We start from the raw sequence: 13,583 nt of genomic DNA on the forward strand, positions 1-13,583 counted from the left end.
ACAGTGGACGCCATGTCGATCGGGCCCCGCCTGCGCGCACGACTGGCCGACGGTTCCCGGCCCGGTTCGCTCGGCCATCGGGCCCGCTCCCGGCGGGCCGCGAAACTGGCCGCCACGTTCCCCGGCCTGGCCGGCATGCACGTGCTCGACCTGGGTGGCGAGCCGCCGTTCTGGCGGGGCTTCGCCGTGCGGCCGGCCTCGGTCACCGTGCTGAACCTCCTGGAGTTCCCTCCCTCGGAGGGCTGGCTGGAGACCGTCGTCGGTGACGCCTGCGACCCGCCGCCGGCGATCACCGGACGCCGGTTCGACCTGGTCGTCTCCAACTCGGTGATCGAGCACGTCGGCGGCCACCACCGGCGGCAGCGGTTCGCCGACGTGGTGCGCCGGTCCGCCGGCCGGCACTGGGTGCAGACGCCGTACCGGTACTTCCCGGTCGAGCCGCACTGGGTGTTCCCCGGCATGCAGTTCCTGCCGTTGCGGGCCCGGGCCGAGGTGACCCGCCGGTGGCCGCTGAGCCCCGGACGGGCCGACAACCTGCCCGAGGCGATCGCCAACGCCGCCTCCGTGGAGTTGCTGTCCCTCACCGAGATGCGCTCCTACTTCCCGGAATCCTCGTTCTGGTACGAGAAGGCGGCCGGCCTGATCAAGTCGGTCACCGCGATCTCCTAGAACCGCAGTGCGGTGGCCAGTTCCTCGACCACCCGGGCCTGCTGAACCGCCGTGATCTGCGGATAGATCGGCAGCGACAGGATCTCGGCGGCCGCCGTCTCGGCGTGCGGGAACGATCCGCCCAGGTGCTCGAACGCGCCGGTCCGGTGCACCGGGAACGGGTAGTGGATCGCCGCGCCGACCCCGGCCGCGTTCAGGCGCTCCAGCACCTCGTCACGCCGCGGCACCCGGACGCAGTAGATGTGCCACACGTGCTCGTTGCCGTCCAGGGTGACCGGCGGCGTCACGTCGTCCCACCCGGCGAGCAGCTCGTCGTAGCGGGCGGCGGCGGCCCGGCGGCGCTCGTTCCAGGCAGCGAGCCGGGACAGTTTGGCGCGCAGCACCACCGCCTGCAGACCGTCCAGCCGGCTGTTCACCCCGATCTCGTCATGGTGGTATTTGCGCAGGCCACCGTGGCTTCCCAGGGTGCGGACCCGGGTGGCCAGCACCTCGTCGCCGGTGACGACGGCGCCCGCGTCGCCGTACGCGCCCAGGTTCTTGCCCGGATAGAAACTGGTCGACGCGATCCCGTCCGCGCCCGCCCCGCGGCCGTGCCGGGTCGCGCCCTGGGACTGCGCGGCGTCCTCCACCACGACCACCCCGGGGAACCCGGTGAGCTCCTCGACCGGCGCCATCTGCCCGAACAGGTGCACCGGCACGATCGCCCGGGTCAGCGGGGTGACCGCGGCCCGCGCGGCGGCGACGTCGATCAGGTACGTCCGCGGATCGATGTCCACCAGCACCACGTCCGCCCCGGCCCGCACCACCGCCTCGGCCGTCGCGACGAACGTGTTGGCCGGCAGGATCACCTCGTCGCCGGGACCCACCCCGGCGGCCCGCAGTGCCAGCTCCAGCGCGTCGGTCCCGTTCGCCACCCCGACGCAGTGCGGCACCCCGCCGAAGACCGCGTACTCCCGTTCGAACGCGGCCACCTCGGCCCCGCCGACGAACGCGGTCTCCGCGATGATCCGTTTGAAACCGGCCTCGACCTCCTCGGCCACCTCCGCGTGCGCGGCGGCCAGGTCGACGAGCGGAATCCTGGTCATGCTGTCTTCTCCTCCAGAGCTTTCGTGAATCGCAGGAACCCGGCCGGGTTGCCGGCCCACACCTCACCGGCCGGCACGTCACGCAGCACCACCGAACCCATCCCGACCAACGACCCTTCGCCGACGGTCACGCCCTCGCGGATCAGGGCGCCGGATCCGGTGTACGAGCCCGCGGACAGGCACGCGCCGCCGCCCAGCCGGACCCCGGAGGCGACCGTCGCGTAGTCCCCGACCCGGCAGTCGTGGGTGAACACCGCCTGCGGCATGCACGCGACGTGCGCGCCGACCGTGACGTCGGCGGTCAGCACCACCCCGGCGAGCAGGACCGTCCCGGGGCCGACCGCGCTGCCCGCGCCCAGCTCGGCGGAGGGGTGCACGATCGTGGCGTACCGATCCTCGGGCAGGCCGAGCCGGTGCACGATCCGCTGCCGTGCGGTGTAGTCGCGGGGGTTGCCGACGCAGACGACGACCGCGGTGTCCGGCATCGAGACCACGCTGTCGACCGGTCCCAGGATCGGCAGGCCGGACCGGGTGGTGCCGTGCAGGGCCGGGTCGTCGTCGACGAACCCCCGGACCCGCCGGCGGGCCGCTGCCGCGGCGGCAGCCGTCTCACGGGCGAACCCGCCGGCGCCGACGATGACGAGATCGGTCACCGGTCGGCCTGTTCGCGCAGGACCCCGGCGATGTGTACCTGATCGTCCTCGGTCAGCTTGTGGTGCAGGGGCAGGATCAGCGAGTTCCGGGTGAGGCGTTCGGTCACCGGGAGGGGGGCGTGGTCGACGCCTTCGTAGGCGGGTTCCAGGTGGGCGGCCATGATCCCGCGTCGCGCGGAGACACCGGCGTCGGCGAGGGCCCTCAGCGTTTCGTCACGATTTTTCGTCATAAGAACCCAGAAGGACTGGTAGTTCGTCTGACCGTATGACGGATCTTTGATGGGGGTTAATCCGTCGATATCCGACAATAAGGCATGGTAATTCTGGGCTAACGCTCGTCTCTGCTCCACCAAACCGGACAACCGGCCCAACTGGACCAGCCCGATCGCGGCCTGGATATCCGTCATCCGGTAGTTGAAAGCGGTCTCGAGATACGACTCGATGACCGGCTGCTTACTGGTGTGCCGATCAGCGGCGGACACGTTCATCCCGTGCTCCCGCAGGCGCCGCAACCGGGCGGCCGCCTCCGGAGAGTCGACAGTCACCATGCCGCCCTCACCGGTGGTGAGCAGCTTCCGGGGGTGGAACGACCACGCCGCCGCGGCCGCCCCGGTGCCGGCCGGTTGCCCGTACGCCGAAGAACCCGCAGCGCAGGCGGCGTCCTCGACCAGGGCGACCCCCCACCCGTCCGCTGCCTTGCGCAGCGCCACCGTGTCGAACGGGACCCCGCCCTGGTGCACCGCGATCACCGCCCGGGTCCGCGGCGTGCGCACCGCGTCCACCGTCTCCACCGTCACGTTCCCGGTGGTCAGCTCCACGTCGGCGAAGACCGGGGTGGCGCCGGTGTAGCGGACCGCGTTGGCCGTCGCGATGAACGACAGCGACGGCACGATCACCTCGTCGCCGGGGCCGACACCGGCCAGTACCAGCGTCAGGTGCAGCGCCGTCGTGCACGAGCTGACCGCGACGCCGTGCGCCGCGCCGACCGTGGCCGCGAACTCCTGCTCGAAGCGCGCCACCCGCGGCCCCTGCGCGACCCAGCCGGAGCGGACCGCCTCGGCCGCGGCCTGGGCCTCCTCCTCGCCCAGCATCGGGATCATCACCGGGATCATTGGGACGCCCGCCACCAGTCGACGAGCCCCTGCAGGCCCTCGCGCAGGCCGATCTCCGCGCGAAAACCGAGCCGGCCGGCGGCGGCGCTGGTGTCCGCGAGACGCCGGGTGACACCGTTCACCGCGCGGGCCGGGCCGTGCTCCGGCGCCAGGTCCGACTTCATCACCTCGGTCAACGCGGCGGCCAACTCGGCCAGGCTGGTCTCGGTGCCGCTGGCGATGTTGAACACCGTGTCGGTGACGTCGGCCCGGGCGGCCAGGATGTTGGCGCGGGCGATGTCGGCGACGTGCACGAAGTCCATGGTCTGCAGGCCGTCACCGAGGATCAGCGGGGGCCGGCCGGCCTCGATCCGTTCCATCCAGCGAATCAGCACTTCGGTGTAGAGGCCGAAGATGTCCATCCGCGGGCCGTAGACGTTGAAGTACCGCAGGGCCACGTAGTCGAGGCCGGTCATCGCGTGGAAGCTGCGCAGGGTGGCCTCGTTGAAGGCTTTGGCCGCGCCGTAGAAGGTGTCGTTGTTGTAGCTGTGGTGCCGTTCCGTGGTCGGGAACTCCTCGGCGAGCCCGTAAACGGAGGCGGACGACGATGCCACGATTTTTCGGACTTCATGCTTGGCTGCTGCCTCAATGACGTTGAAAGTCCCGTCTACCAGGACTTCATTGGCAAGCCGGGGTTCTTCGGCGCATTGGGTGATCCGGATGGCCGCGAGGTGAAAGACCAGATCCTTGCCGGCAGTAGCTTGATCGACAAGCGATTTGTCGCGGATGTCGCCTTCGAGGACGGTGACCGCGTTACCGGCTCCGGCCAGATTCTCGCGACGCCCCCGGACGAAATTGTCCAGCACGACGATCTCCGCGGCACCACCCCGCACCAGCTCGTCCACCACGTGCGAGCCGATCGTCCCCGCCCCGCCGGTCACGAGGACACGCGCGCCCTCGATCGGTACTCCAGTCACGCCATGCGCCCTTCATCCAGCTTGATCATCGATCCGCCCTCGGCCAGACTGCGCGAGGCGGCTTGCAGGATCTCCAGCACACGCAGGCCGGAGCGTCCGTCGGTGAGCGCGGGAGTGCCGGTGGTGATCGCCCGGGCGTACTCCTCGACCATGGTCCGCAGCGCCTCCCGCTCGGGCAGCGCCGGCGCGACCATGTCCCCGGACCGGTACGACACGAGCATGTCCCGCCGCTGCTCCTCGGAGGACGCGACGTCCACACCCCGGTCGTAGACCGACACCCGCTGACTCGGGTTCAGGTCGTCCCAGACCAGCGTCCGCTTCGACCCGCCGACGATCGTCGTCCGGATCTTCACCGGGGACAGCCAGTTGACGTGGATGTGGGCGATCGCGCCGTTGCTCAGATCCAGCGTCAGGTAGGCCACGCAGGCACGCCCGGCCCCGATCCCGTCGGCGCCGTGTGCGGCGACCGCGATCGGGCGGATCCCCGGCGGCAGGATGAAGTCCAGGATCGACAGGTCGTGCGGGGCGAGATCCCACACCACGTCGATGTCACGCTGGACCAGGCCGAGGTTGATGCGCACCGAATCCAGGTAGTGCAGTTCGCCCAGGTCACCGGCGTGCAGCCGCTCCCGGATGTGCAGCACCGCCGGCGTGTAGCAGTACGTGTGGTCGCACATCAGCGTCAGCCCGCGGCGTTCGGCCTCCTCGACCAGCTCCAGCCCCTCGGCGTGGGTTGCCGCGAGCGGCTTCTCGACGAGCACGTGCTTGCCGGCGCGCAGCGCGGCCAGAGCGACCGGCAGATGCGTGCCGGCCGGGGTGGCGATGGCCACCGCGTCGACCGACGGGTCCGCGAGGACATCGTCGAGGTCGCGGGTGGCGATCACCGTCGAATAATCGCCGAGAACCCGGCGGGCCCGGTCGACGTCGAGATCGCAGAGCCGGCGCAGCCGGAACGCGGAGGATGCCTGGAAGTTGCGGACGAGGTTCGGGCCCCAGTAGCCGGCCCCGACGACGGCGACGCCGATCGGACGTTCGGAAGTCACGGAGGATTTCCCATCGATGTTGGCAACTGTGCGCGGTGGAAGCGCCACAGAAAGCTATCGATCGCGGTGGGCTCGTTACCAGACCCTGAGTGGAATTCCGGCGAAGCCGGGGGGTCACCCCGGTACTTTTGGTTGTCGATGCTTCAACGATCGGCCACATTGGACCGTAAACGTCGGTTTGCCGACATCAACCGGGTGATCGTCCGGTCTATTCTGGGGCTCTTTGGGAGGGTGGTTCCTGTGAGCGCCGACATCGCCGACATCGATCCGCGCGCCACGATCGGCCCCGGCACCCGCGTCTGGCACCTCGCCCAGATCCGCGAGGACGCCGTGCTCGGCGCCGACTGCATCGTCGGCCGCGGCGCCTACGTCGGCCCCGGCGTGCAGATCGGCGACAACGTCAAACTGCAGAACCACGCCCTGGTCTACGAGCCGGCCCGCCTCGGCGACGGCGTCTTCGTCGGCCCCGCCGCGGTCCTCACCAACGACGAGTACCCGCGGGCCGTCACCCCCGACGGCCGCCTCAAGACCGGCGACGACTGGACCGCCGTCGGCGTCACCGTCGGCGAGGGCGCCTCGATCGGCGCCCGCGCGGTCTGCGTGGCCCCGGTGACCGTCGGCCGCTGGTCCCTGGTCGCCGCCGGCGCCGTCGTCACCAAGGACGTCCCCGACTTCGCCCTGGTCGTCGGCGTCCCGGCCCGCCGCGTCGGCTGGGTCGGCCGCGCCGGCCACCCCTTGCAGCCGAAGGACGACGGCGTCTGGCTCTGCCCCGCCACCGGCGCCGAATACCAGGAGATCAACGGCGAACTTCAAGACCGCATTTAGGGTACGACCTCCGCAGAAGTACCGTGGCTGCACGCGGCCGTGTGCCCACGCACGCCCGTGCAGCGACCGCCGGGCTGAGCTGCCGGGTCCTTCTTTTCAAGAGCAGAGGCCGACGCTGAAGTCCTGATGCCCCCGCCCGGAGTGGCACTTGACGGTTCGCTCACCCGAACCGAACCGGAACAGCCCGTCCGTGCCCCGGGTGAGCACGACCCGGTACCGCTGGGCCTGCACCGAGTCGTCGCCGAGCCGGGACAGCGTCGCCGTGACGACAGTCCCGTCCTCGCTGTCCTCGCTGTTCTCCTGGAGCAGCGAGATCTCGGGCCGCCCGTCGAACGGCCCGTTGAGCCCCAGCAGCTCCGCCGCGGTGGTGTCCGCGGCTCCCGCCCAGCCGGGTGAGGACCGGTCGATCAGGTCGTTGAACCCCGGCGCCGCGATCACACCGCTGTCCCGGTCGACACTGATCCTTTCCGGCCAGCGCTCCCCGGCCGCCGGACTGCTCGGAATCGTCCACGGCGCAGCGCCGTCCTGCTGCACCGCGTCCCCGCAGCCGGCGAGGAGAGCGGCCAGGAGAACGATCGATGCCCCGCTCCGTGCCCCGCTCCGTCGCATCGCGAGATACTAACCGCCCATCCATCTTCAATGGACGAGGTTGCGCACGTGTCTTGGGGCGAGGTCGAGGTTTTCCAGGGGCGTCTGTTCGTGACGCGGGGCCGGTTCACCACCGGAGTGGCCGTCCCCTCCCGGGATCGCTTGGGCGAGACGATCTTGCAGCTCTACAAGCTGTCGTCATGGGACAAGGCCGACTCGTGGCGGGCCTTCTGCGAAGACGCCGCCGGTGTGCCGGCCCGCCGCTACCAGCCGGAGAAGTCCGCCCGGGTCTACCTCAGCGAGGACGGGTGGCACGTCGCCGTCGACCTGTTCGGCCCGGAGGAGATCCTGCCCTCGCCCCCGGCCGACGACCTCCCGCAGCGGCTCGGCGCCACGGTGTGCCGCCTGCTCGACGCGACCGCCCCGAACTGGCCGGCGCTCCGCAAGGCCGTGATCAGAACGATGGCCACCGGCGAGCTGCTCGTCATGCCGGTCGAGAGAGGCTTCGCCGTCGGCCCGGCCCGCGTCGCATCACCGCATGAGGCTCTCCCCGCGGCCCTCGCAGACTCCGACCGCGAGCCGGGGGAGGCCCCGAACTACGCCGAAGCACTCGCCGAGGCCGGCATCAACCGGCGCCTGCTCGACGGATGCGCCGCCGTCCACGTCGAGGAAATGTCCACCGGCGAGGTCCGGCTGACCGGCACAGGCAGCGCCGGAAACCGTCCGGTAGCGGAGCGGACCTGGCTGGGCAGAGCAGACGACCTGACCACGGTCTGCGCTGAAGCCGTACAAATGATCAAAGGTCTTCCGGTTGAGCACCTGCCACCCGGAACCCCCGCCGGAACGGACTTCGGGATGAAAAGGACCTGGCTCGCCGTACGCGGCAGCACCGTCGACCAGGTGGCCGCCGCCATCGGCCTGACCGCAGCCCGCCCGGCCGACTGGGACGAGGGCGTGGCAGCAGCCGACGACGATCAGGTCTTCGTCTCCCCGTCGATCAGCGGCTGGATCTTCGTGGTGAACGCCGCCCGCGGCTTCGACGGCTCCTCCGTGGCATCACTCAGCGCTCGGCTCGGCACCGAGGTCCAGTACTTCGGCAACCACCGCGTCGTGGCGTACGCAGAATGGGCCCTGGCCGTCGACGGCCACCTGGTCCGCCACGTCCTGTGCAGCGAGGACAGCGAGATCGCCGACGAGACGGGCGCACCCACCCCGGTCGAACTCGCCCTGGGCTTCTCCCCGGCCACACCGGGCGCCCGCTTCGCCGACGAGGACGACGTCATGCTGGTAGCCGCCGCCTGGAGCCTCGACCCGAACACCCTCAGCGTGACCGTGTCCAGTCCAGGCCCCGGACTCCTCGGCCCTATACCCTGACGCCGGCGTCCTCACCCGGAGGGCTACTCCTCGTCGAACCATCGGGCTCGGTTCAGCAATGATGCCAAGGGTAGCGTTGCCCACCGTGGGAATTCCGTGGCGTGACTCGGCACAGGCGCTGACCGGCCTGCTCCGCCGGCATGGTGTTGATCCCGGCCACGTGCGCGACGTCGCGGATTTCAGTGCGCCCGGCGCGGAGCGGGACCGCGCCATCCACGCCGTCGAGCAGCGGCTGACACAGCATCCGGCACTGCAATCGGCATGGAAGAGCAGCCCCGCACGCAGTTGCGTCACTCTCGACGACGCCGGCTGAACACACCGTCGCGGCAAGTCCCCGGAGCCGACCACGCGACCGGATTCGGTGACGGGGAGGTCGGCGCGGTGTTGCGGGCACTCACACGGAGGCGTACCCGCGAAAGAAGGATTGGCAGGGGCGTCACGGCTGACCTTCTCAAGGCTTCAACACGACCTTGATGCACCCGTCCTGCTTGTTCTTGAACATCTCGTACGCCTCCGGCGCCTCGTCCAGCGGCATCCGGTGCGTGACCAGGTCGTCCACGCCGAGCGGGTCGTCGTCGCCGGTGAGCAGCGGCATGATGTCGTCGACCCAGCGCTTCACGTGCGCCTGTCCCATCCGCAGGGTGACGCCCTTGTCGAACAGGTCCATCATCGGGAACGGGTCGGCCTGGCCGCCGTACACGCCGATGATCGAGATGGTGCCGGCCCGGCGGACCGCGTCGAAGGCGGTACGCAGCGCGCCCATCCGGTCCACGCCGAACGTCTCGTTGGCCTTGCGGGCGAGCGGGTCCGGCAGCAGCCCGGCCGCCTTCTGCGCCGCCGCCTGGAAGGGGGTGCCGTGCGCCTCCATGCCGACCGCCTCGATCACCGAGTCGGCGCCGCGGCCCTGGGTCAGTTCGCGGACCGCACCGGGGATGTCGGTGGTCTCGTCGAAGCTGAGCGTTTCGATGCCGTGCCGGCTGGCCATCGCGAGGCGTTCCGGCACGTTGTCGACGGCGATCACCTTCGCGGCGCCGAGGTGCCGGGCGATCCGGGCCGACATCTGTCCGATCGGGCCCAGGCCGGTGACCAGCACCGTGTCGCCGGGCTGCACGTCGGCGTACCGGGCGGCCTGCCAGGAGGTGGTCAGCACGTCGGAGAGGAACAGGAAACGCTCGTCGGGGTGGCCCTCCGGCACCTTGATCGGCCCGAAGTGGGCCTGCGGGACGCGCAGGAACTCGGCCTGGGCGCCGGGCACCTGCCCGTACAACCTGGTGTAACCGAACAGCGACGCCCCTTTGCCGTGCTCGCTGACCTGGGTGGTCTCGCACTGCGCGTAGAAACCGCGCCGGCACATCCAGCACTGCCCGCAGGAGATGTTGAACGGGATCACCACCCGGTCCCCGGGCCGGATGTGGGTGACCTCGGCGCCGACCTCCTCGACGACACCCATCGGCTCGTGCCCGAGGATGTCGCCGGCATCCAGGTACATCCCGAGGACGTCGTAGAGGTGCAGGTCGGAGCCGCAGATCGCGGTGGAGGTCATCCGCACGATCGCGTCGGTCGGCTCCCGGAGCACCGGGTCGGGGACGGTCTCCACGGATACCTTGCCGGTGCCCTGCCAGGTGATTGCTCGCATACCGGGCGGATACCCGATGATCCGGGCGTTATGCGGCGACCGGCACCGAGATGTCGCGGACCACCGCGGGCAGGTAGATGGTGGCCCGTCGCTGCACCACCTGCTGCCCGGCGACCTCCAGCGTGCCGGTCAGATCGGCCGCGCCGGCCTTGACGGCGATCACACGACCGGATCTGATCACCGCCAGCAGCCCGCGGACCAGGATCTCCAGGCACACTCGTACCTCGATCGAGGCGACCGCCAGATCACCGATCCGGATCTCCACGGCCGGCCGCTGCTCGAACGTCAGGGTGTGCCCGGCCAGCTCCACCATCTCCTCGGCGCTCGGATCGTCCCGGGTGCGGACGGCTGCGTCACGCAGGGCCGCGTATTTCGCCCAGGCCAGCGCGAACACGTCCTGCACGTCCATCTCCAGGATGCCGGCTGCCACCTCGCCGGCCTCGGCGAGCACCGCCTCCCGCGCGGCGCCCGGGATCCGCCCCAGGGTCTCCCCGGCACTTTCGGTCACCGCGGTGGTGAGCGCGGCGGACGCGTCGGCGGCACTGTCGAAGAAGACCGCACGAATCGGTGTGGTCATCGGAACTCCTCCCTCAGACGGACGGTCGGCCGTCCCCTGTCGACCCGGATCCGGATCAGCTGCCGGGGCGCGGCATGCGGGTCACTCACGGTCACATTCGTTTTTTCGGGGTACGCGCAGAGCACCGCACCGACGTGTCCCTCGGGGGCCGGATCTTGCGTGGGGTGGGCTTGACGCCACTTCGTGCGTACCCGCGACGCTCCTGCCTTGAGGGCGACCAGCCCACCCAGAAGGACCCCCGCGAGCCCGATCCGCAGCAGCGCGGCGAGCCAGGACGGCGAATCCGGTTGCGGGGCCAGGACACCCAGGGTGACCAAGCCGTCGGCGCTCTGCGTGGTGTTGCCGGACAGCGTGTAGTCGACGGCCCAGTGCAGGGTGCCGATGCCGGGCGCGGCCTTCTCCGGCACGGTCGCGACGGCGGTCCAGTTGCCGCCCGGGGTGCGGCTGCAGGCGGTCTCGGCGCCCTCGACAGTGAAGCGGGCACGGCACCCGGTGATCTCCACGTTCTGATCGATCGCGGCCAAGGTGACCGATGCCTGTTTACCGGCGACGACGGATTCGGGGTCGACGTGGGCGTCGAACAGCGGCGGGTTCTCCGTCGTTTTCGTCGTCTGCGTCGTGCCGGCCGTCGTCGTCGATCCGCCGCTCTGCCCGCCCGTTGATCCACCGGTCGAGCCGTCAGCCTGTCCGTCGGTCGAGCTGTCGGTCGGTTCGTCGGTCGGTTCGTCGGTCGAGCTGCCGGTCGGTCTGTCGGTCGAGCTGCCGGTCGGTCTGTCGGTCGAGCTGTCGGTCGGTTCGTCGGTCGGGGGCGGCGGGGTGCTCGGCCGGACCGGTGGGCGGCTCGGGATCACGACGGGGCCGAGCACCGGAAACGCGATCACGCCGTCGGCGACGCCCGGCCGGCCGTCGCCGACGGTCGTGGAGACGGCCCAGCGCAGCAAGGTCGCGCCGGGTGCGGTGCCGCCCGGCACCCGGGTCCGGGCAACCCAGCGGGTCGGGGAGTCCGGACAGACTGCGCCCTGATCACCGGCGAAGGCCACCTGGCAGCCGACGATCCGCACATCCGGCCGCAGCGACGCGAGGGTGACGACAACCGGTTCACCCGGCGCAGCCGAAGCCGGTTGCACGACCACCGCGACGACCGGCGGCGCGATCACGATCCGGATCGGGAACGTGCCCCGCCGGATCCCCGGCTCCTCACCCGCGCGACTGCTCGTGTAGGACAGTTCCCATGCGGCGGTGAGCACGCTGCCGTCCCGCACGGTCGGCGGGATCAGCACCACCGCCACGCCGCCGGGGCTGCAGGCGGCGTCCCGGCCCGCCACCACGACCCGGCACGTGTCGACCGTGACGCCGCGGGTGCGACTCGTGAACCGGGTCACGAACGGTTCCCCCGGCCCGGCCCGGGTCGAACTGGGGGTCACGCTGAACTCCGGATCCAGCAGGCCGACGTGGACGGTCAGCCGCCCCGGCGTGTCCGGCGGTCTGCGGGTGATGGTCCCGTCAGGTTCCCGCGCGGTGTAACGCCACTCCAGCGTGAGGTCACGTCCCTGCACAGCGGTTGCGGGCACAGTCACGGCGGCGCTGGTCCCGTCGCACCGGACAGTCCGCCGCCCCAGCCGAACCGTACAGTCGGTGACGGTCAGCCCGGCGGACCGCGAGGTGAACCCGACGGTCACCGTCCCACCCGGCGCGACCGTCCGCGGCAGGGCCGCGACATCCACCCGCAGAATGCTGAACGGAATCTGCCCCGTCAGCGATGTGTCCGGCACCGCCTCTTGCTCGATGACGTCGGAGATGACGCGGTAGTCGAGCCGCCAGTGCAGCACGGTCGGCTCGGTCCGAGCACCCGGCGGCACCGTCGCCGAGACGAACGGAACGATCATCCCGGGCTCGGCCGACGCGGGACATTCCCAGAACCGATCCTCATCGTCAGCGAACCGCACCCGGCACCCGGCGAGATAACGGCCGTCACCCTTGGCGAAATCGTCAAATGTCACCACGACCGTGTCGCCCGGCCAGCCGAAGGCCCGTTTCACACTGACCCTGAACCCGACCTCCTCCGGCGAGTCGGTCACCCCACCGACGTCCGGCGAAACGTCACCGTCGCCGGGTTCCGGCTTCGCAGAGTCCTGACTCGCCTCAGGCTGCACAGACACCTCACCAGGCATCGGGAACACCGACGCCGAGCCGGCTTCCGGCACGGCGGCCCCCGTTGCGGTGCCCCGGCCGGGCGTGGCCACCACACTCAGCGCCAGCACCACGGCTCCGGCAAGGCAGACCCCCACCCGCCGCAGACCCGTTCCCGTCATGACCGCCTCCCACACCCGCCGACCGGTTCGCTCCGGTCGTCACTCACAGGAGGGGCCGCGACGCGCCCTGATACCTCAGAGCCCGCCCATCCGGTCCGAGTTCTTCCCCCCGGACAGGCAACGGCGCCCGAGCTAGACACGTTTCGTGGTCAGGGTGCGAAGCCCATCCGCGTGGTGATTTCGGGCGTGCTGGACGCCCCAATTCACCACACCCGTGGCGGTGTGTTGATTACGGGCGTGCTGGACGCCCCAATTCACCACACCCGTGGCGGTGTGTTGATTACGGGCGTGCTGGACGCCCGAAGTCACCACGCCCGTGGCGGTGTGTTGATTTCGGGCGCGGTGGACGCCCCAATTCATCACGCCCGTGGTGGTGTGTTGATTTCGGGCGTGCTGGACGCCCGAAATCACCACGCTGTTGTGGGTGTGGACGAGCGGACGAGCGGCGGATGACCCTACCTGTCTACGTCTGCTCAGCGGTTGCCCTCGATGACGATCACCGCGCGCATGGCCCACACACGGATGCGCCGGAGACCCCCGTGGTGTGAGGGCGTCCGGCGAGGAGGTTCAGTGCGGTGGATCAGGATCCACGAAGGATCAGGTCGCCGTTTTTACCCTGGATTTATCCCGCGGGCGTTTCGTTCAGATCCAGTTCACGCAGGATGTCATCGCGGTTCGCGTCCGCTCGCAGTGCGGTCAGCGATTTCAGGCGGCCCAGCAGAGTCGTGGAGGATGCGGGGCATTTCAGGTCTT

General features: G+C 70.4%; 14 protein-coding genes. 5 read left to right on the forward strand and 9 right to left on the reverse strand.

The genetic code is table 11. The features are described 5' to 3' along the window. Window positions 1-12 precede the first annotated feature (12 nt). On the forward strand, window positions 13-669 hold the full coding sequence (locus WH85_RS38345) for an SAM-dependent methyltransferase (protein WP_045747052.1): 657 nt from the start codon (window positions 13-15) through the stop codon (window positions 667-669). Here WH85_RS38345 and WH85_RS38350 read toward each other — a convergent pair. Genes WH85_RS38350 through WH85_RS38370 form a run of 5 tightly spaced genes read right to left on the reverse strand, consistent with a single transcriptional unit; the run spans window position 666 to window position 5,518 of the window. Beyond that, window positions 666-1,754: a DegT/DnrJ/EryC1/StrS family aminotransferase gene (locus WH85_RS38350; RefSeq protein ID WP_045747053.1), complete on the reverse strand. Its 1,089-nt coding sequence runs from the start codon at window positions 1,752-1,754 to the stop codon at window positions 666-668. The two genes, WH85_RS38345 and WH85_RS38350, sit on opposite strands and share 4 nt — an antisense overlap. Next, on the reverse strand, window positions 1,751-2,407 hold the full coding sequence (locus tag WH85_RS38355) for an acetyltransferase (protein ID WP_045747054.1): 657 nt from the start codon (window positions 2,405-2,407) through the stop codon (window positions 1,751-1,753). The genes WH85_RS38350 and WH85_RS38355 overlap by 4 nt, the downstream gene beginning before the upstream one ends. Further along, window positions 2,404-3,507 (reverse strand): DegT/DnrJ/EryC1/StrS family aminotransferase, encoded by a 1,104-nt coding sequence (locus WH85_RS38360; protein WP_045747066.1) that lies wholly within the window; start codon window positions 3,505-3,507, stop codon window positions 2,404-2,406. The genes WH85_RS38355 and WH85_RS38360 overlap by 4 nt, the downstream gene beginning before the upstream one ends. Window positions 3,508-3,515: 8 nt before the next feature. Beyond that, window positions 3,516-4,475, reverse strand: a complete 960-nt coding sequence (locus WH85_RS38365; RefSeq protein WP_045747055.1) for an NAD-dependent epimerase/dehydratase family protein — start codon at window positions 4,473-4,475, stop codon at window positions 3,516-3,518. Continuing rightward, on the reverse strand, window positions 4,472-5,518 hold the full coding sequence (locus tag WH85_RS38370; protein WP_045747056.1) for a Gfo/Idh/MocA family protein: 1,047 nt from the start codon (window positions 5,516-5,518) through the stop codon (window positions 4,472-4,474). Before WH85_RS38370 ends, WH85_RS38365 begins: the two co-directional genes overlap by 4 nt. A gap of 240 nt (window positions 5,519-5,758) precedes the next feature. On the opposite strand from WH85_RS38370, the gene WH85_RS38375 reads away from it, so the two are divergent. Then, a complete protein-coding gene (locus WH85_RS38375) occupies window positions 5,759-6,343 on the forward strand; it encodes an acyltransferase (protein ID WP_281179130.1) in 585 nt (194 codons plus the stop codon). 96 nt (window positions 6,344-6,439) lie between these two features. On the opposite strand, the gene WH85_RS38380 is transcribed toward WH85_RS38375, so the two are convergent. Next, a complete protein-coding gene (locus WH85_RS38380; protein ID WP_045747058.1) occupies window positions 6,440-6,952 on the reverse strand; it encodes a hypothetical protein in 513 nt (170 codons plus the stop codon). Window positions 6,953-7,093: 141 nt separating this feature from the next. Here WH85_RS38380 and WH85_RS47760 point away from each other — a divergent pair, with 141 nt between their 5' ends. Next, complete coding sequence (locus WH85_RS47760; protein ID WP_157411477.1) at window positions 7,094-8,305, forward strand: hypothetical protein; 1,212 nt, start codon at window positions 7,094-7,096, stop codon at window positions 8,303-8,305. Between the two features lie 85 nt (window positions 8,306-8,390). Further along, on the forward strand, window positions 8,391-8,618 hold the full coding sequence (locus WH85_RS51080) for a hypothetical protein (RefSeq protein WP_157411478.1): 228 nt from the start codon (window positions 8,391-8,393) through the stop codon (window positions 8,616-8,618). 138 nt (window positions 8,619-8,756) lie between these two features. Here the strand turns inward: WH85_RS51080 and WH85_RS38390 are convergent, their stop codons facing one another. The 3 genes from WH85_RS38390 to WH85_RS53445 are packed head-to-tail and all read right to left on the reverse strand — an operon-like array spanning window position 8,757 to window position 12,830. Next, complete coding sequence (locus tag WH85_RS38390) at window positions 8,757-9,941, reverse strand: zinc-dependent alcohol dehydrogenase (RefSeq protein ID WP_045747059.1); 1,185 nt, start codon at window positions 9,939-9,941, stop codon at window positions 8,757-8,759. A gap of 28 nt (window positions 9,942-9,969) precedes the next feature. Next, complete coding sequence (locus tag WH85_RS38395) at window positions 9,970-10,518, reverse strand: hypothetical protein (protein WP_045747060.1); 549 nt, start codon at window positions 10,516-10,518, stop codon at window positions 9,970-9,972. After that, window positions 10,515-12,830, reverse strand: a complete 2,316-nt coding sequence (locus tag WH85_RS53445) for a PT domain-containing protein (RefSeq protein ID WP_245674270.1) — start codon at window positions 12,828-12,830, stop codon at window positions 10,515-10,517. The genes WH85_RS38395 and WH85_RS53445 overlap by 4 nt, the downstream gene beginning before the upstream one ends. 171 nt (window positions 12,831-13,001) lie before the next feature. On the opposite strand from WH85_RS53445, the gene WH85_RS51085 reads away from it, so the two are divergent. Next, entirely contained in the window at window positions 13,002-13,283 is a 282-nt protein-coding gene (locus WH85_RS51085) for a hypothetical protein (protein ID WP_157411479.1), read from the forward strand. The last annotated feature ends 300 nt before the right edge of the window (window positions 13,284-13,583 follow it).

The organism is Actinoplanes rectilineatus (assembly GCF_000962825.1).
In the GTDB taxonomy this organism is placed as follows: Bacteria; Actinomycetota; Actinomycetes; order Mycobacteriales; family Micromonosporaceae; genus Actinoplanes; species Actinoplanes rectilineatus.